Source organism: Sideroxyarcus emersonii (assembly GCF_021654335.1).
Taxonomy (GTDB): Bacteria; Pseudomonadota; Gammaproteobacteria; order Burkholderiales; family Gallionellaceae; genus Sideroxyarcus; species Sideroxyarcus emersonii.
Map to the genome: position 1 here is coordinate 1212506 of NZ_AP023423.1, position 18733 is coordinate 1231238.

Here is an 18733-nt window from a genome sequence, read left to right on the forward strand (position 1 = left end):
ACAAGAAATTGTCGTGTCAGGGTAGCGAATACACCAAGGGGGAACCATGAAAAGCTTGAGCGCGTTGTGTAGTGCGGTGTTGTTGAGTTTGTCGCTGGCAGCATCTGCCGATCCCATCATCATCAAATTCAGCCATGTGGTCGCGCCGGATACGCCCAAGGGGCGCGCCGCGGAAAAGTTCAAGCAACTGGCGGAAGAAAAGACCCATGGCCGCGTCAAGGTCGAGGTCTATCCGAACAGCCAGCTGTACAAGGACCGGGAAGAGCTGGAGGCATTGCAGCTGGGCTCCGTGCAGATGCTGGCACCCTCGCTCTCCAAATTTGGCCCGATGGGGGCGCGAGAATTCGAGGTGTTCGACCTGCCTTACATCTTCCCCAACAGCACCGTGCTGCATCGAGTCATGGACGGTGTGGTCGGCAACAAGCTGTTTGCCAAGCTGGACAGCAAAGGGGTGACCGGCCTGGCTTTCTGGGATAACGGATTCAAGCAGATGAGCTCGAACCGCCCGATGCATACCATGGCTGACTTCAAGGGCCTGAAGATGCGCATCCAGTCCTCCAAGGTGCTGGATGCGGAAATGAAGGCTTTCGGTGCGGTTCCCCAAGTGATGGCCTTCAGCGAAGTGTATTCCGCGCTGCAGCAGGGCGTGGTCGACGGTACCGAGAATCCGGTATCGAATTTCTACACGCAGAAGATGAACGAAGTGCAGAAGAACATGACCATTTCCAACCATGGTTATCTGGGCTACGCCGTGGTGACCAACAAGCAGTTCTGGGATGGCCTGCCGGCCGATATTCGCAGCGAGCTGACCGCGGCCATGAAGGAAGCGACCGAATTCGAGCGCGACATCGCGCAAAAGGACAACGACGATGCGCTGGAGAAAGTCCGCGCGGCCAAGACCACCGAGATCTATGTGCTGCCGGACAGCGAGCGGGAGGCATGGCGCAAGGCCTTGCTGCCGGTGCATGCCCAGTTTGCGGACGTGATCGGCAAAGACCTGATCCAGGATGTGTATGACGTGGCGGCGCAGGTGGAAAAGGAACAGCAGCATCCTGCCGGCAAGAACAAGAAGAAAAAATAACTGCGCCATGGACCCGGGCGTGCCCGGGTTTTTTGTGCGCCCTGGAGGGGAGCATGTTCAATCGTATTCTGGACCGGCTTGAGGAGGTGCTGATCGCCTCGTTCATGGCGGCTGCAACGCTGGTGACTTTTGCCGCGGTGGTGATGCGCTATGTCGGCGGTACGGGCATCAGCTGGGCGCAGGAACTGACCATCTACCTGTTCATCTGGATGGCGAAGTTCGGCGCAGCCTATGGCGTGCGCACCGGCATCCACATCGGCGTCGATTTCGTGGTCAATGCGGCGCGACCGTCCGTCAAGCGCGTGCTGGTTATCCTCTCCATGCTGCTCGGCGTGGTGTTTACCGGCACCATCGCGTTCTTCGGTGCCCGCTGGGTGATCTTCATCTACGGCACCGGGCAGACTTCGCCCGACCTGGAATGGCCGATGTGGATCATCTATCTGGCGATCCCGTTCGGCTCGGGCCTGATGTGCTACCGCTTCATCCAGGCGCTGGCGCTGTTCGTGAAGACCGGACAGCTGCATAGCCATGCTGCACTGGGCGAGCAGGGCGAGGAGAGCGGATCATGACTTTCCTGCTCATCGTCAGCATCCTGCTGCTGTTGCTCATCACCAGCACGCCGATCTCGATCGCCCTCGGCACCACGGTGCTGATCTTCCTGCTCGGTTTTTCCTCGTTCTCGTTCGATACCGTCAATATCATCTCCCAGCGCCTGTTCACCGGGCTGGAGAGCTTCGCGATCATGGCGGTGCCGTTTTTCGTGTTGTCCGGGCAGTTCCTGATCGACGGCAAGATTGCCGCGCGCATCATCAAGTTCGCCAACAATCTGGTGGGCTGGATGCCGGGCGGCATGGCAATGGCGGCGGTGTTGTCATGTGCGTTCTTCGCCACCATTTCCGGTTCAAGCCCGGCCACCGTGATGGCGATCGGTTCGGTGATGCTGCCGGCCATGGTCAAGGCGGGTTACCCGAAACGCTTCGGCGTTGGCGTGATCGCGACATCGGGTTCGCTCGGCATCCTGATCCCGCCGTCCATCGTGATGATCATCTATGCCGTCTCGACCAGCGAGAGTGCGGGCAAGATGTTCATGGCGGGTATCGTGCCCGGGATACTGCTGGCGCTGGTGCTGATGGGGCTGGTGTTCGTGCAGGCCAGGCGCAAGAATTTCCCCGTGATGCCCAAGCCGACCGGCAAGGAACTGTTGAAATCCTTTCTCGATGCATGGTGGGGACTGTTCCTCGTGGTCATCGTGATGGGCGGGATATACGGCGGCATCTTTACGCCGACCGAGGCGGCGGCCGTGGCGGCGGTATATGGCTTCATCGCGGCCAAGTTCATCTACGGCGATCTCAGGTGGCGCGATGTCCCGAGATCATTGCTGGCCGCGGCGAACACCAGCGCGATGCTGTTGTATATCATCACCAATGCCATCCTGTTCTCGTTCCTGCTGACTTCCGAACAGATCCCGCAGGCCATGTCCAACTGGGTGCTGGCGCAACATCTGGATCCATGGATGTTCCTGCTGGTGGTCAATTTGGCCTTGCTTGCCGCAGGGCAATTCATGGAGCCCAGCTCCATCATCCTGATCCTAGCGCCGTTGTTCCTGCCCATCGCCAAGACGCTGGGTATCGATCCGATCCATCTCGGCATCATCATGACCATCAACATGGAAATCGGCATGATCCATCCGCCGGTCGGGCTCAACCTGTTCGTCGCCAGTCATCTGGCGAAGATGGGGCTGACCGAGGTTTCCATCGCCACGCTGCCGTGGGTGTTCGTGATGCTGGCATACCTGGCGCTCATCACCTATGTTCCAGCCATCAGTCTGTGGCTGCCCCATTTGCTCTACGCCAGCCATTGATCGGATACGCCGCCGCCCTGCGACAGGGCGGCCAAAGCCTGCTAGAATCGCGCCCTCAGAATTTTCTGATGCACATTCATTTTGGAGAGAAGCATGGCTGTCGAACGCACCCTTTCTATCATCAAACCCGATGCAGTGGCGAAGAACGTCATCGGTCAAATCTATAGCCGTTTCGAAAACGCCGGCCTGAAGATCGTGGCCGCACGCATGGTCCAGCTGTCGCGCGCCGAAGCGGAAGGCTTCTATGCGGTACACCGCGCACGTCCGTTCTTCAACGATCTGGTCACTTTCATGATCTCCGGACCGGTGATGATCCAGGTGCTGGAAGGCGAAGGCGCAATCCTCAAGAATCGCGACCTGATGGGGGCGACGGACCCCAAGAAGGCGGAGAAGGGCACCATCCGCGCCGATTTCGCCGACAGTATCGATGCCAATGCAGTGCATGGTTCCGATGCGCCGGAAACGGCGGCGGTCGAGATCGCGTATTTCTTCCCGGCGCTGAACGTCTATTCTCGCTAAGCTGCGACTGATGAAGCAGAACCTCCTCGACTTTGAACCGGCTGCGATGACTGCATGGTTTGCGGAACACGGCGAGAAGCCGTTCCGCGCCAAGCAGGTGTTGCGCTGGATCTACAAGGCCGGGGAGTCCGATTTCGATGCGATGAGCGATCTGGCGATCTCTCTTCGCGAAAAACTCAAGCAGATCGCCTGCATCCAGACGCCCACGGTGATGCGTGAAGAGACCGCCTCCGACGGCACGCGCAAATGGCTGCTCGACGTGGGCACCGGCAATGCGGTGGAGACCGTGTTCATTCCCGAAGAGGACAGGGGCACGCTGTGCGTCTCGACACAGGCCGGCTGCGCACTGGACTGCGCGTTCTGCTCCACCGGCAAGCAGGGCTTCAATCGCAACCTGTCCACTGCCGAAATCATCGGCCAGGTGTGGTGGGCCAACCATGAAATCGGCAAGAACGCCGATGGCAACTGGCCCATCACCAACGTGGTGCTGATGGGCATGGGCGAGCCGCTGCTGAACTTCGAGAATACGGTGCATGCCTTGCGCCTGATGCTGGACGATAACGCTTACGGCCTGTCGCGCCGCCGCGTGACGGTCTCCACCTCCGGCGTGGTGCCGGCGATGGACCGCCTGCGCGAGGAATGCCCGGTCGCACTGGCAATCTCGCTGCATGCGCCGAACGACGAGTTGCGCAACGTGCTGGTGCCGATCAACCAGAAATATCCGCTGAAGGAACTGATGGCGGCCTGCCGGCGCTACCTGGAAAAGGCGCCGCGCGACTTCGTCACCTTCGAGTATGTGATGCTGGCCGGCGTGAACGACAGCGTGCAACATGCGCGGGAATTGATTGCGCTGGTGCGCGATGTGCCGTGCAAATTCAACCTGATTCCGTTCAACCCCTTCCCGCAGGCGCCGTACCAGCGATCCGACATGCCGACGGTGTTGCGCTTCCGCGATGTGCTGATGCAGGCCGACATCGTTACCACCATCCGCAAGGTGCGCGGCGACGATATCGCGGCAGCCTGCGGGCAGTTGGCGGGGCAGGTGCAGGACAAGACGAAACGAACACTTCGATTGATGGAGGCGAGCCAATGAAGTTATCAGGACTATTTCTCATCGTGTGCTTGTTGACGGCCTGTGCCTCGTCGGGAGGGGGTTCCGAAGGGACGCCGGAGCAGGATTCGACGCGTGCGCAGAAGATCGCCAGGATACATACAGAGCTGGCCGCATCCTATTACGACCGGGCTCAATATGGCGTGGCATTGCAGGAAGTCGCAGTGGCCCTCAAGGCGGATGCCGGCTTTTCGCAAGCCTACAACGTGCGCGCATTGATCCGGATGGCGTTACATGAAGACGACAAGGCGGACGAGGACTTCCGCCACAGCCTGGCGCTGGATGAGGTGAATTCCGACACGCACAACAACTACGGCTGGTTCCTGTGCCAGCGCGGGCGCATGAACGAATCCGCCAAGCAGTTCCAGATGGCGTTGAGCAATCCGCTGTATGCCACGCCCGAAATGGCGTATGCGAATCTGGGCTTGTGTTTGAAGAAGGCCGGGGACCTGAAGGGGGCCGAAAGCAATCTGCAGCGCGCCCTGACCCTGCGCCCGAACATGCCGGAAGCGTTGTACGGTCTGGCCGACCTGAACTATGGCAACGGTAATTATGCAGCGGCACAATCCTACCTGGCGCGTTTCTCGCAGGCACTTCCAGAGTTGAATGCAGAGCAACTGTGGCTGGCGGTGCGCATCGAACGCAAGATGCAGGATTACGACGCGGAAGCCAGCTATGCACTGCAATTGCGCAAGCGTTTCCCCGACTCCCGTGAGACCAAGCTGCTATTCCAGGGGCAATGATGGATACCTTTGATCCCATTGCAAACTCGGAAAGCGGGAGCGCTGCATCGCAGTCGCCGCTCGACGTGGGGATGGCCTTGCGCGCGGGGCGCGAGCGCCTGGGCATGAGCGTGCACGATGTGGCGGAACGGATCAAGTTTGCCCCGAAGCAGGTCGAAGCGCTCGAAGCGAACGATTTCGCACACCTGCCGGAGCCGGCCTTCCTGAGGGGGTTTGTGCGCAGTTATGCACGTGTGCTGCAATTGGACGAGGCAACATTGATTGCCGCCTTGCCTGGGGCCGCGCCTGCCAGGCAGGCCGAAAACAGGACACAGGCTGTGAATGTGGTCTTCCCGGTCATGAAATCGCTGCGTCGAGTCAATGCGATGTGGCTCGCGGGTGCGCTCGTCGTTGCAATCGTGCTCGGACTGTTCGTGCTGCTGCACCGGGGCGAACCGCTGCCCAAGCAGGTCCAGGTCGTCGAACCGGTATCTCTGCCACCCGCCGAGCCTGCTGTCTCGGCCGTGGTTGCAGCCGAAACGCCGCCTGTGTCCAGCCTGCCGGAAGCAGATGGCGCCGGTGCAGAGCGGAAAGCGGCCACGATGCCGTCCCAGGAGCCCCCCAAAGCGATCGCCGAACTCCCCAGAGAAACGCGCAAGGAACCTGCCGGCGATGCTCGCGATCATCAGACGAGCGCCGAACCGGTCAAGACCGGCAGGAAGCCAGTCGTAAAGCCCGTGCCGCAGATCGAGGCGGCTTCCGCTCCGGCGGCGACACAATCTGCCATTCCGCTGGAGGCGCTCAAACGCCGTCCCCTGCATCTGGTGTTCGGCGAGAGTGCCTGGGCCGAGGTGATAGACGGCCATGGCGTGGTTCTGCTTTCCAGGAACAATGCGCGCGGCACCGAGAAGTGGATCGGCGGGCCGCGGCATGAGCCTTACGACATATCCATCTCCAATCCGGCCAATGTGAAGCTGTATTACCGGGGCAGAGAGATCGATCTTTCGGCTTACGCGGGCAAGGATGTCGCGCACCTGAAGGTGGAGTGAGTCACATGGGACATTCAACAATCCTGCGCCACCGGACGCAGCGCGTGCAGGTCGGCGATGTCGCCATCGGCGGCGATGCCCCTGTCGTGGTGCAATCGATGACCAACACGGATACCGTCGATGCGGAAGGGACTGCGCGGCAGGTCTATGAACTGGCGCAGGCCGGTTCCGAGTTGGTGCGCATCACGGTGAACACATCCGAAGCGGCGATCCAGGTGCCGCGCATCCGCAAGATGCTGGACGACATGGGCTGCGATGTGCCGTTGATCGGAGACTTTCACTACAACGGCCACCGTTTGCTCACCGAGTTTCCCGAATGCGCGCAGGCCCTAGCCAAGTACCGCATCAATCCCGGCAACGTAGGCAAGAACCGCAAGGGCGAAGACCAGTTCGCGATGATGATCGCAGTGGCCAGGCAGTACGGCAAGCCGGTGCGTATCGGCGTGAATTGGGGCAGCCTGGACCAGGACCTGGTGGTGCGCATGATGGACGAGAACGCCAGGCTGGCCGAGCCCAGGGATGTATCCGAGGTGACGCGCGAGGCGCTGATCGTTTCTGCGCTGGAGTCCGCCAGACGCGCCGAGGAGCTGGGGCTGGCGCATGACCGTATCGTACTTTCCTGCAAGGTCAGCGAGGTGCAGGACCTGATTGCGGTATACCAGGAGCTGGCACGGCGCTGCGATTATCCGCTGCATCTGGGACTGACCGAAGCCGGTATGGGGTCGAAGGGCATCGTCGGTTCGACGGCGGCGCTGGCCGTGCTGTTGCAACAGGGTATCGGCGACACGATACGCATATCCCTGACGCCCGAACCGGGCGGCGCACGCACGCAGGAAGTGGTGGTGGCGCAGGAGATATTGCAGACCATGGGTTTGCGTTCGTTCACCCCGATGGTCACTGCCTGCCCCGGTTGCGGGCGCACCACCAGCACGGTGTTCCAGGAGCTGGCGCAGAGCATCCAGAATCACCTGCGTGCGCAGATGCCGGTATGGCGCGAGCAATACAGCGGCGTGGAGGAAATGACGGTCGCGGTGATGGGCTGCATCGTCAACGGACCCGGCGAGAGCAAGCTGGCCAACATCGGCATCAGCTTGCCGGGCACCGGCGAATCGCCTGCCGCACCGGTATACGTCGATGGCGAGAAGACCGTCACTCTGCGCGGCGATCGCATCGCGCAGGAATTCCAGCAGATCGTCGACGACTATGTGGCGCGCAACTATGCCAGGCGTGCGCCGGGAGAGAAAGTCGGCAAGCGTATCGAGATCAAGGCAGTTTGAGCGAGTAGATGAATAACCCGAAATTACAAGCCGTGCGCGGCATGAACGATATTCTGCCGGACGAGGCGCAATTGTGGCTGTGGTTCGAGGATACGGTGCGGAATTGGCTGGAAGGCTACGGCTACCGCAATATCCGCATGCCGCTGGTGGAGCCGACGGCTTTGTTCAAGCGTGCCATCGGCGAAGTCACCGACATCGTCGAGAAGGAGATGTACAGCTTTACGGATGAGCTGAATGGCGATGAGCTCACGCTGCGCCCGGAAGGGACGGCATCGTGCGTACGTGCCGTGCTGCAGCACAACCTGCTGTATAACGCGCCGCAGCGTCTGTATTACAGCGGCCCGATGTTCCGCCACGAGCGTCCCCAAAAAGGGCGTTACCGCCAGTTCCATCAGGTCGGCGTGGAGGCGCTCGGTTTCGCCGGGCCCGACATCGATGCCGAACAGATCGTGATGTGCGCGCGGTTGTGGAAGGAATTGGGAATCCGCGATGTGACCTTGCAGATCAATACACTGGGGGATGCGTCCTCGCGCCACCGTCACCGCGAGAAGCTGATCGCCTATTTCGAGCGCTATGCGGACCAGCTGGATGCGGACGCGCAGCGTCGTCTGCACAGCAATCCCTTGCGCATCCTCGACAGCAAGAATCCGGCGATGCAGGACATAATCGCGGGCGCCCCCAGGCTGATGGACGAACTGGATGCGGAAGCGGTGGAGCACTTCGATGCGGTGCAGGCGATACTGAAGTCGCGGGGCATCCCGTTCGAGATCAACCCTCGCCTGGTGCGCGGCCTCGATTATTACAATCGTACCGTGTTCGAGTGGGTCACCACCCGGCTCGGCGCACAGGGCACTATCTGCGCCGGCGGCCGTTACGACGGCCTGATCGAACAGATCGGCGGCAAGCCGCAACCCGCTTGCGGCTTTGCCATGGGGGTGGAACGCCTGCTGGCCCTGATACAGGAGGATGGCATGCAGAATCCGCCTGCAGGGCTGGATGTGTATGTGGTGCATCAGGGCGAGCAGGCTCGCGATATGGCCTGGCGCGTGGCGGAGCTGTTGCGCGACGATGGCCTGCGCGTGCTGCTGCATTGCGGCGGCGGCGGTTTCAAGTCGCAGATGAAAAAAGCGGATGGCAGTACGGCGGTTTGCGCAGCGATCATCGGCGACGACGAGGCGGCTGCGAACGTGGTCATGCTCAAGCCGCTGCGCGTGCAGGCCGAGCAGCAGCGCGTGGACTTGGCGGATATACGGCAAAAAATTCGAGAATTGATCAAGTGAGGGAATGAAAATGGCGAGTTTGGATCTGCAGGAACAGGAACAGGTGGAAGCGCTCAAGGCCTGGTGGAAAGAGAACGGCAAATGGGTGATCGGCGTCCTGGTGGTCGGGGTACTCGGCTTTGCGGGCGTCAGTTACTGGAAGGGTTACCAGGCCAAACAGGCTGCCGCAGCGGCGCTGTTGTATGCCGAAGTCGAGAAGCAAGTCGCCAGCAACGATGCAAAGCGCATCGGCGATGCCGCGGATGCCCTGGCCAGCCGTTACGGCAGCAGTGCCTATGCATCGCGTGCGCAGCTGCTGGCCGCGCAGGCGAGCTTGCAGGCACGAGATGTCGCGCATGCCAAGGTCCAGCTGCAGTGGGTGATAGAGCATGCGGGCGAGGCCACCCTGCAGGATACGGCCCGCCTGAAGCTGGCCAGCGTCTTGCTGGACGAAAAGCAATATGACGAGGCGCTCAAGCAGCTCGATGCCGCGCATCCCGAGTCCTTCACCGGTCTGTATGCCGACCTCCGTGGCGATGTATTGAGCGCGCAGGGCAAGACTGCGGAAGCGCGTGCAGCCTACCAGCAGGCCTACGACAAGACCGACGCCAACAGCATGTATCGCAACCTGATCCAGTTGAAGATGGACGGCCTGGGTAGCACAAAATGAGATTGATCCGTCAATTCGCCGCGCTGGTGCTGTCTGCGATGCTGGTTGCCTGCGGCAGCGACAAGCCGGGCATCAAGCCTGCCGGTTTGGTGGATTTCAAGTCCAGTGCCAGCATCGAGGTGCGATGGAATGCCAGCGTCGGCGAGGCGGGGATGAGCATACTGTCCCCCGCGGTGACGCGCGAGGCCGTGTTTGCGGCGAATGCAAAGGGCGACCTGTATCGTTTCGACCGCAATAACGGCAAGCAGCAGTGGCGCATCAATAGCGGCTTCCCCATTACCGGCGGTGTGGGGGCGGGCGAGGGGCTGGTATTGGTCGGCGGCGAGAAAGGCCAGTTGGCGGCATTCGATGCGGACAGCGGCAAACCGCTATGGCAGGTGAAAGTGTCGAGCGATGTGCTGAGCGCGCCGAGGGTCGCCGATGGCATCGTGGTGGTGCGCACCGGCAATCAGCGCATCACCGGCCTGAGCGCAAAAGACGGCAGCCGCCTGTGGCTGTATGAACGTTCCACGCCGACGCTCATCGTGCGCAGCTATGCCAGCGTGGTGATCCAGAATGGCCTGGTATATGCCGGCTTTGCCGCGGGCAAATTGGCCGCGATCGGACTCAAGAACGGCGTGGTGGTTTGGGAATCCTCGGTTTCGCAGCCTCGCGGCAGCACCGAGCTGGAGCGAATCAGCGATATCACCAGCCTGCCGGTGGTGGATGACTCGCAGGTTTGCGCCGTCGCATTCCAGGGACGCCTTGCCTGTTTCGATGCGGTGCAGGGCGGCACACTGTGGACGCGCGACCTGTCCAGCGACAAGGGATTGGCGCTTTCGGGCAAGATGCTGTACCTGACCGATACCGACAGCAACATACTGGCGCTGGACAAGGGCAGCGGTGCTGCGATGTGGAAGAACGACCAGTTGCTGATGCGCAGCGCGACCGCGGGTTTCGCACTTGACGACTACCTGGTGGTGGGAGACTTTGAAGGCTACCTGCATGTGCTGAAGATCGAGGACGGCAGCTTTGTCGCGCGGCGCAAAACCGATGGCAGTGCCATCCTGAGCGCGCCCGTCACCCTGGGCGACGGTGCTCTGGTGCAGACCAGCGGCGGCGAACTGTACTCCATTACCATCCACTGACCCGACTCCATGCTGCCTACACTTGTCCTTGTCGGTCGTCCCAACGTCGGCAAATCCACTTTGTTCAACCGCCTGACGCGCAGCCGGGATGCGCTGGTCGCCGATCTGCCGGGATTGACGCGGGACCGCCATTATGGCCGCGGGCGCGTCGGCGAACGGCCTTACCTGGTGGTCGATACGGGCGGCCTGGAGCCGGTCGCCAAGGAAGGCATCCTGCATGAGATGGCCAAGCAGACGCGGCAGGCGGTGGACGAAGCCGACCTGGTACTGTTCATCGTCGACGGACGCGACGGCCTGACGCCGCAAGACCGTATTATCGCCACGCAGCTGCGCAAGACCGGCCGGCCGGTGATGTTGCTGGTGAACAAGGCCGAGGGCATGCAGCGTTCCCGCGTCACCATGGATTTCCATGAGCTTGGCATGGGCGAACCCATCCCCATTTCGTCTGCGCACGGTGACAATGTCGCCGAAATGATCGAGGTTGCGCTGGACGAGTTGCCCGCAGCGGCAGCGGAGGTCGAGGAGAAATCCGATCACCCCAAGCTGGCTATCGTCGGACGTCCCAACGTGGGCAAATCGACCCTGGTCAACGCCATCCTCGGCGAAGAGCGCGTCATCGCCTTCGACCAGCCCGGCACCACGCGCGATTCCATCTATATCGATTTCGAACGTGGCGGCAAGCAATACACCATCATCGACACTGCCGGGGTGCGGCGACGCGGCAAGATCGACGAAGCCATCGAGAAGTTTTCGGTGGTAAAGACGCTGCAGGCCATCGAGGACGCCAACGTGGTGGTGCTGGTGGTGGACGCGCGCGACCAGATCACCGAACAGGATGCGCACCTCGCCGATTTCGTGCTGCAAGCCGGACGTGCGCTGGTACTGGCCGTGAACAAGTGGGACGGCCTGGACGAATACAAGCGGGATACGGCCAAACGCGACATCGAGCGCAAGTTGCATTTCCTGAGTTTCGCCAAGCATCATTTCATCTCGGCATTGAACGGCACCGGTGTCGATGCATTGCTGAAATCGGTGAACCAGGCCTATGCTGCTGCAATGGCCAAACTGCCTACGCCGCAACTGACACGGGTGCTGGAGGAGGCGATGCAGAAACAGCAACCGCCGCGATCCGGCTCTTTCCGCCCCAAGATGCGTTATGCGCACCAGGGCGGCAGCAATCCGCCTCTCATCATCATCCACGGCAGCGCACTGGAGAAGATCCCCGACAGCTATAGCCGCTATCTGGAGAAGACTTTCTGCGACGCATTCAAGCTGCAGGGCACGCCCCTGCGCATCGAATACAAATCCGGCAAGAATCCCTTTGCGGATAAGAAACATGTGCTTACTGAGAGCGAACAGCGTGCTGCGCACCGCGCCCGTATCCGGGGGCGCAGGTTGTACGGTTAGCCCCCGTTCCTTGGCTCAAGAAATGGCGTTTGGTGCCGCAATAGCATTCAAGCAGGCCGGGTTCATGATGCAGGAGGAAAAAATGGGATCCTTGTTGTTTGGAATGCTTGTTGCGCCGGTTTTGACCTTGTCCCTGTTCGCCGCCATGACAGGTGCGGTACCTGCCGGATTGCGGGTGGCGACGGCGAGAACCAAACCTGCGCGCAGGAACAGGGGTTAATGGCTCCGCGCTCTTCCGTATCGACGGGTTTTCCAGTACAGTAACCGCCCCGAGAACAACAAGAGCGGACATCATGAGTGCAAAAGGGCAACAATTACAAGACCCGTTCCTGAACGCGCTGCGTAAGGAGCATGTGCAGGTCGCCATCTATCTGGTCAATGGCATCAAGCTGCAAGGCCAGGTCGAGTCGTTCGATCAATATGTGGTGCTGCTGAAGAACACCGTCACCCAGATGGTCTATAAGCACGCCATCTCCACCATCGTTCCCGCACGCGCCATTACCATTCCTTTCGACGCCGAGTGATGTCTGAGTCTACGACTACCGCCAACACGGCGGTGTTGGTCAGTCTCGATTTTGGCGCCCCAGATTACGCAGAAAGCCTGGAAGAGTTACGTCTGCTGGCAGAAAGTGCCGGAGTGCGTACGCTCGCGCTGGTTGAAGGCAAACGCCAGCGCCCCGATCCATCGACCTATGCCGGCAGCGGCAAGGTGGAGGAGATCGCGGCCCTGGTCGAGGAGCTGGAAGCGCCGCTGGTCATCTTCAACCACGACCTGTCCCCGGCGCAGATGCGCAACCTCACTGCCAAAATACAGACGCGGGTGATCGACCGCACCATGCTGATCCTGGACATCTTCGCGCTGCGCGCACAAAGCCATGAAGGCAAGGTGCAGGTGGAGTTGGCGCAGCTCAAATACCTGTCCACCCGCCTGGTGGGCATGAACATGGACATGGGGCAGCAGAAATTCGCCGTGGGCGCGCGCGGGCCGGGCGAAACGCAGCTCGAACTGGACCGGCGCAAGCTGGATCGGCGCGTACACCTGCTCAACGAGCGGCTGAAGCAGCTCAAGCGCCACCGGGAGGTGCAGCGCAAGGCGCGCAATCGTGCCGATGTGATGTCCGTATCCATCGTCGGTTATACCAATGCGGGCAAATCCACCTTGTTCAACCGCCTCACCAATGCCAACGTGTATGTCGCCAACCAGCTGTTCGCGACGCTGGATACCACGGCGCGCAGGATATTCCTGGAAGGCGACAGTGCCCGGCAAGTGGTGCTGTCCGATACCGTCGGCTTCATCCGCCACCTGCCGCACGGGCTGGTGGCGGCTTTCCGCAGTACGCTGGAGGAGACGGCGCAGGCCGACCTGCTGCTGCATGTGGTGGATGTGAACAGTCCGGAACGCCACGACCAGATGGCCGAGGTGAACAAGGTGTTGGCGGAGATCGGGGCGCAGCACATCCCGCAGATCGTGATCTACAACAAGATCGATCTGCAAGGCCTGGAAGCGGGCGTGAAGCGCAATGAATATGGTAAAATTGCCAGCATTCATTTGAGCGCCAGAACCGGTGCAGGTCTGGCCGATCTGCGGGCCGCGCTGGCCGAAGTGCGCGATGCGCCCGTGGCGGAAGCGAAAGTGGAAGAGTGGCATCCCCTGAACGACAACTGATTTGATCTAAAGGTAACAGACTATGGGATTGAACGACCCACAATGGGGCAACAAGAACAGCGGCGGTCCTCCCGATCTCGAGGAGATGATGCGCAAATTTAACCGCAAGATAGAGTCGCTGTTCGGCAGGTCTGGCGGCGGCTCACCCAAGGGCGGCGGCAGCCAGCCTGCGGGGGGCATGGGCAGCGGTATCGGCCTGATCGTGCTGATTGTGGCATTGATCTGGATCGCCAGCGGTTTCTACATTGTGGATGCCAGCCAGCGCGGCGTGGTATTGCGATTCGGCAAGCAGGTCGAGATCACGGATGCCGGTCCGCGCTGGCACTTTCCCTATCCGATCGAAACGGTGGAAGTGGTCAACCTGAGCCAGGTGCGCACGGTCGAGGTCGGCTATCGCGACAACGAGAAGAACAAGATGCTTAAAGAATCCCTGATGCTGACGGATGACGAGAACATCATCGATATCCAGTTCGCAGTGCAATACTTCCTCAAGGATCCGGCCGAATACCTGTTCAACAACCGCATGGCGGACGACAAGGAAACGGTCCGCCAAGTCGCCGAGACCGCCATCCGCGAGGTCGTGGGGCGAAGCAAGATGGACTTTGTACTGTATGAAGGGCGCGAGCAGATCGCAGCCTCCACCACCAAGCTGATCCAGGATATCCTGGATCGCTACAAGTCCGGCATCATCGTCAGCAAGGTCACCATGCGCAATGCGCAACCGCCAGAGCAGGTTCAGGCTGCGTTCGACGATGCGGTTAAAGCCAGCCAGGACAGGGAGCGGCAGAAGAACGAAGGCCAGGCCTACGCCAATGACGTCGTGCCCAGAGCCAAGGGAGCGGCAGCACGCCTGATGCAAGAGGCAGATGGCTACAAGCAGCGCGTGGTCGCCAATGCGGAAGGTGATGCCAGCCGTTTCAAGCAGATCCTGGTCGAGTATGAAAAGGCGCCGCAAGTGACGCGCGAGCGCATGTACCAGGACATGAAGCAGCAGATACTGACCAGTACCAGCAAGGTCCTGGTGGACCAGAAGAGCGGCGGCGGCAACCTCTTGTACCTGCCCCTGGACAAGCTGATCCAGAGTACCAATCCCGGCGCTGATGCGCCGCCTGCGGCAAAGACAGCGGAACAGCTGGCTGTGCCGGCGGAGGCTGCGCCGGCGCCGCGTGTGCGCGAATCGCTGTTCGGCCGCGAAAGGGAGGCCCGCTGATGAAACTGAATATGACAAATTTCCTGGTAGGGGCCGTGGTTGCATTGATCCTGGCCAGCATGAGTATCTTCATCGTCGATCAGCGGCAGACCGCCATCGTGTTCCAGCTGGGCGAAGTGGTGCGCGTGGAAACCGCGCCCGGGATCAAATTCAAGGTGCCGCTGCTGCAGAACGTGCGCTTCTTCGATTCGCGCATCCTGACCCTGGATAGCGACGATCCGGAGCGTTTCATCACGGCCGAGAAAAAGAATGTACTGGTGGATTCCTTCATCAAGTGGCGCATCATCGACGTGAAGCAGTACTACATCAGCGTCGGGGGGGATGAGGCGCGTGCGCAGACGCGTTTGACTCAGACCGTGAATTCCACGCTGCGCGAAGAGTTCGGCAAGCGCACCATCCATGAGGTTGTGTCCGGCAAGCGCGAAGAGTTGATGCGCGTGGTGCAGGAGAAGACCGATGTGGACGCACGCAAGATCGGTGTGGAGGTGCTGGATGTGCGCCTGAAGCGCGTCGATTTCCCGAACACCATCAGCGACTCCATCTATAGCCGCATGGAAGCGGAGCGCAAGCGGGTTGCCAACGAGTTGCGTGCGACCGGCAATGCCGAGAGCGAGAAGATCCGTGCCGATGCCGACCGGCAGCGCGAAGTGATCCTGGCGCAGGCCTATCGCGATGCGCAGAAGATCAAGGGCGAGGGCGATGCCAGGGCATCTGCGCTGTACGCCGCAGCATTCGGGCGCAACCCGGAGTTCTATGCCTTCTATCGCAGCCTGGATGTGTACAAGCAGGGCTTCAAGAACAAGAGCGACGTGATGGTGCTGGATGCCGGTTCGCCGTTCTTCAAGTATCTGAAAGGCTCCGGCAGGGACGGCAAATAGGATCGCATGGTCGACTATTGGCTGACGGCATTGGGTTTGATGTTGGTGCTGGAGGGGATCATGCCGTTCCTGTTTCCTTCCTCCTGGCGCGATACGCTGCGCAAAGCGTCGCAATTCCATGACGGGCAGGCCCGCTTCATCGGACTGACGCTGATGTTGAGCGGCTTGTTGCTGATTTACTGGATAAAATGATGAACTGGTTGTTGCCGGAATACATTCAAGACATGCTGCCGGACGAGGCATGGCGCATCGAGGCCATGCGCAGCGAGTTGCTCGGATTGCTGCGCCGTTCCGGCTATCAGCTGGTGGCTCCCCCGTTGCTCGAATATGCCGAGTCTTTGCTCATCAACGAGAGCGAAGACATGGATCTGCGCAGCTTCAAGCTGGTCGACCAGCTGAGCGGGCGTACGCTGGCCCTGCGCGCAGATATCACGCCGCAAGTGGCCCGTATCGATGCACACCTGCTCAACCGGCAAGGAGTGACCCGCTTGTGCTATGCCGGCAGTGTGCTGCATACCCAGCCTTCCGGGTTGATGCGGACGCGGGAGCCGCTGCAGATTGGTGCCGAATTGTATGGCCATGCCGGGATCGAGAGCGATCTGGAGGTGCAGCGCCTGATGTTGCAGACATTGGCCCTGATCGGTATCGACGGTGTGCATCTCGATCTTGGCCATGTCGGCGTGTTCAGTGCGCTGGTTCGCCATGCGGGGATTGCGCACGGGCTGGAAGCGGACTTGTTCAACGCGTTGCAACGCAAGGATGTGCCGGGCGTGCGCGCACTGGCGGCAGGGCTGCCGCAGGATGTGCAGGCTGCCTTGCTGGCATTGCCGCAACTCTACGGCGGGATCGAGGTGATTGCCCGCGCCCGTGCGGTGTTGCCGGCCTACCCGGAAGTCGCCGCAGCCCTGGATCAACTCGGACAGGCGGCTGCCCATCTCAAAGGCCTGGCGCACGACATCGGCATCGATCTGGCCGAGCTGCGCGGTTACCAATATCACAGCGGCATGGTGTTCGCGGCTTACCATGCGGGCAGTCACGACGCCATCGCGCTGGGCGGGCGCTACGACGACGTAGGCAAGGCGTTCGGGCGTGCCCGCCCTGCCACCGGCTTCAGCATGGATCTGCGCCAGTTGCACGGTTTGCTGGCCAAGCAGGCACAGCCGCAAGCGATCTACGCGCCGTACCGCCAGGATGCGGCGCTGGATGCGGCCATCGCCAGGCAGCGCGCGCAAGGCGAGATCGTGGTGGTCGATCTGCTGGGCAAGGCCGAGCATCGCGCCGAATTGAATTGCGACCGCGAGCTGGTGTTGCGCGACGGCAACTGGGTAGTGGCCGCGATCAGGAATTAGAAACTGTTTGGAACAGGAAAGAGTTATGTCCAGGAACGTTGTAGTGATTGGTACCCAGTGGGGCGATGAAGGCAAGGGCAAGGTGGTCGACTGGCTGACCGACCATGCGCAAGGCGTGGTGCGCTTCCAGGGCGGGCACAATGCGGGCCATACGCTGGTCATCAACGGCGAGAAAACCGTATTGCACCTGATCCCCTCCGGCATTCTCCGTAGCGGAGTCATGTGCTACATCGGCAATGGCGTGGTGCTGTCTCCCTCCGCCTTGCTCAAGGAGATGGACAAGCTGGCCGCTGCCGGCGTGCAGGTATATGAACGCTTGCGCGTATCGGAAGCCTGTCCGCTGATCCTGCCGTACCACGAAGCGCTGGACAAGGCGCGCGAGGTTGCCAAGGGGGCGGGCAAGATCGGCACCACCGGGCGCGGCATCGGCCCGGCCTACGAAGACAAGGTGGCGCGTCGCGCCATCCGCCTGCAGGACCTGTTCCACCGCAAGCGCTTCGCGGCCAAGCTGGGCGAGGTGCTGGATTACCACAACTTCGTGCTGAAGAACTATTTCCATGCGGAAACCGTGGATTTCCAGAAAACCATGGATGAGGCGCTGGCGCTGGCTGAGCGCATCGAACCGCTGGTGCTGGATGTGCCGCGGGCGCTGTACGAAGCCAACAAGGCAGGGCAGAACCTGCTGTTCGAGGGGGCCCAAGGGACGTTGCTGGACATCGATCACGGTACCTATCCGTTCGTGACATCCAGCAACTGCATCTCCGGCGCGGCCTGCAGCGGTGCCGGCATCGGCCCGCAGATGCTGCATTACGTGCTCGGGATCACCAAGGCTTATACCACGCGCGTCGGTTCCGGCCCGTTCCCGACTGAACTGTACGATGCGGTGGACAAGCAGGACCCGATCGGCAAGATGCTGGCGGAAAAAGGGCACGAATTCGGCGCGACCACCGGCCGCGCGCGCCGCTGCGGCTGGTTCGATGCCGCTGCACTCAAGCGTTCCATCCAGATCAACGGCGTGTCCGGCCTGTGCGTGACCAAGCTGGACGTGATGGACGGCATGGAGAAGGTACGGATCGGCGTGGGCTACAAGATCGACGGCCAATTCAGCGATATCCTGCCGGTCGGCGCCGAATCGCTGGTCGGTTGCGAGCCCGTATACGAGGATATGCCGGGCTGGAGCGGCAGTACGGTGGGTGTGAAGCGTTATGAGGAGCTGCCGCTGGAAGCGCGCAACTACCTGCAGCGCATCGCCGAAATATGCGAAGTGCCGGTGGATATGGTGTCGACCGGCCCGGATCGCGACGAAACCATTGTGTTGCGTCACCCGTTCAAGGCCTGATCTGGTGATACTGACGCAAAGAACGGACACGCATCGTTACACCGATGCGTGTTTTTGTTTAAAAGGGGTAGATGCCAAAGAAAATGGCCCGCTTGCGCGAGCCATTGTGTATCTTGGTGCCCAGGAGAAGACTCGAACTTCCACAGTGTTGCCACCGCTAGGACCTGAACCTAGTGCGTCTACCAATTCCGCCACCTGGGCATTGCTT

The 18733-nt window shown here is 60.9% G+C and carries 19 protein-coding genes and 1 tRNA gene; 19 read left to right on the forward strand and 1 reads right to left on the reverse strand.

What is annotated here, in order from left to right; genetic code table 11:
• Window positions 1-46 precede the first annotated feature (46 nt).
• From L6418_RS05900 to L6418_RS05990, 19 genes are all read left to right on the forward strand, one after another.
• Complete coding sequence (locus L6418_RS05900; protein WP_237248548.1) at window positions 47-1081, forward strand: TRAP transporter substrate-binding protein; 1035 nt, start codon at window positions 47-49, stop codon at window positions 1079-1081.
• Window positions 1082-1134: 53 nt separating this feature from the next.
• Window positions 1135-1650 (forward strand): TRAP transporter small permease, encoded by a 516-nt coding sequence (locus L6418_RS05905; protein WP_237248549.1) that lies wholly within the window; start codon window positions 1135-1137, stop codon window positions 1648-1650.
• The gene (locus L6418_RS05910; RefSeq protein ID WP_237248550.1) at window positions 1647-2942 is read left to right on the forward strand and encodes a TRAP transporter large permease; all 1296 of its coding nucleotides are present in this window, start codon (window positions 1647-1649) and stop codon (window positions 2940-2942) included. The genes L6418_RS05905 and L6418_RS05910 overlap by 4 nt, the downstream gene beginning before the upstream one ends.
• Window positions 2943-3035: 93 nt before the next feature.
• Window positions 3036-3461, forward strand: coding sequence for a nucleoside-diphosphate kinase (gene ndk, locus L6418_RS05915; protein WP_237248551.1), 426 nt, complete (start codon window positions 3036-3038; stop codon window positions 3459-3461).
• 10 nt (window positions 3462-3471) lie between these two features.
• Entirely contained in the window at window positions 3472-4554 is a 1083-nt protein-coding gene (gene rlmN / locus L6418_RS05920; RefSeq protein WP_237248552.1) for a 23S rRNA (adenine(2503)-C(2))-methyltransferase RlmN, read from the forward strand.
• Window positions 4551-5315 carry a type IV pilus biogenesis/stability protein PilW gene (gene pilW / locus L6418_RS05925; RefSeq protein WP_237248553.1) on the forward strand — a complete coding sequence of 255 codons (765 nt, stop codon included), beginning with the start codon at window positions 4551-4553 and terminating at the stop codon, window positions 5313-5315. The genes rlmN and pilW overlap by 4 nt, the downstream gene beginning before the upstream one ends.
• Entirely contained in the window at window positions 5312-6343 is a 1032-nt protein-coding gene (locus L6418_RS05930) for a helix-turn-helix domain-containing protein (RefSeq protein ID WP_237248554.1), read from the forward strand. Before pilW ends, L6418_RS05930 begins: the two co-directional genes overlap by 4 nt.
• 5 nt (window positions 6344-6348) lie before the next feature.
• Complete coding sequence (gene ispG / locus L6418_RS05935; protein ID WP_237248555.1) at window positions 6349-7620, forward strand: flavodoxin-dependent (E)-4-hydroxy-3-methylbut-2-enyl-diphosphate synthase; 1272 nt, start codon at window positions 6349-6351, stop codon at window positions 7618-7620.
• 8 nt (window positions 7621-7628) lie between these two features.
• On the forward strand, window positions 7629-8900 hold the full coding sequence (hisS, locus tag L6418_RS05940) for a histidine--tRNA ligase (RefSeq protein WP_237248556.1): 1272 nt from the start codon (window positions 7629-7631) through the stop codon (window positions 8898-8900).
• Between the two features lie 10 nt (window positions 8901-8910).
• A complete protein-coding gene (locus L6418_RS05945) occupies window positions 8911-9549 on the forward strand; it encodes a tetratricopeptide repeat protein (RefSeq protein ID WP_237248557.1) in 639 nt (212 codons plus the stop codon).
• A complete protein-coding gene (gene bamB, locus L6418_RS05950; protein WP_237248558.1) occupies window positions 9546-10676 on the forward strand; it encodes an outer membrane protein assembly factor BamB in 1131 nt (376 codons plus the stop codon). The genes L6418_RS05945 and bamB overlap by 4 nt, the downstream gene beginning before the upstream one ends.
• Before the next feature lie 9 nt (window positions 10677-10685).
• Window positions 10686-12083 (forward strand): ribosome biogenesis GTPase Der, encoded by a 1398-nt coding sequence (gene der / locus L6418_RS05955; protein ID WP_237248559.1) that lies wholly within the window; start codon window positions 10686-10688, stop codon window positions 12081-12083.
• 293 nt (window positions 12084-12376) lie between these two features.
• On the forward strand, window positions 12377-12607 hold the full coding sequence (gene hfq / locus L6418_RS05960; RefSeq protein ID WP_237248560.1) for an RNA chaperone Hfq: 231 nt from the start codon (window positions 12377-12379) through the stop codon (window positions 12605-12607).
• Window positions 12607-13749, forward strand: a complete 1143-nt coding sequence (gene hflX, locus L6418_RS05965) for a GTPase HflX (RefSeq protein WP_237248561.1) — start codon at window positions 12607-12609, stop codon at window positions 13747-13749. The genes hfq and hflX overlap by 1 nt, the downstream gene beginning before the upstream one ends.
• 22 nt (window positions 13750-13771) lie before the next feature.
• Window positions 13772-14959 (forward strand): FtsH protease activity modulator HflK, encoded by a 1188-nt coding sequence (gene hflK / locus L6418_RS05970; protein ID WP_237248562.1) that lies wholly within the window; start codon window positions 13772-13774, stop codon window positions 14957-14959.
• Window positions 14959-15837 (forward strand): protease modulator HflC, encoded by an 879-nt coding sequence (gene hflC, locus L6418_RS05975; RefSeq protein ID WP_237248563.1) that lies wholly within the window; start codon window positions 14959-14961, stop codon window positions 15835-15837. The genes hflK and hflC overlap by 1 nt, the downstream gene beginning before the upstream one ends.
• A gap of 6 nt (window positions 15838-15843) precedes the next feature.
• Window positions 15844-16029 (forward strand): DUF2065 domain-containing protein, encoded by a 186-nt coding sequence (locus L6418_RS05980; protein WP_237248564.1) that lies wholly within the window; start codon window positions 15844-15846, stop codon window positions 16027-16029.
• Complete coding sequence (locus L6418_RS05985) at window positions 16026-17186, forward strand: ATP phosphoribosyltransferase regulatory subunit (RefSeq protein ID WP_237248565.1); 1161 nt, start codon at window positions 16026-16028, stop codon at window positions 17184-17186. Before L6418_RS05980 ends, L6418_RS05985 begins: the two co-directional genes overlap by 4 nt.
• A gap of 25 nt (window positions 17187-17211) precedes the next feature.
• The gene (locus tag L6418_RS05990; protein WP_237248566.1) at window positions 17212-18525 is read left to right on the forward strand and encodes an adenylosuccinate synthase; all 1314 of its coding nucleotides are present in this window, start codon (window positions 17212-17214) and stop codon (window positions 18523-18525) included.
• A gap of 114 nt (window positions 18526-18639) precedes the next feature.
• On the opposite strand, the gene L6418_RS05995 is transcribed toward L6418_RS05990, so the two are convergent.
• Window positions 18640-18726 (reverse strand) — tRNA-Leu (locus L6418_RS05995).
• Window positions 18727-18733 lie beyond the last annotated feature (7 nt).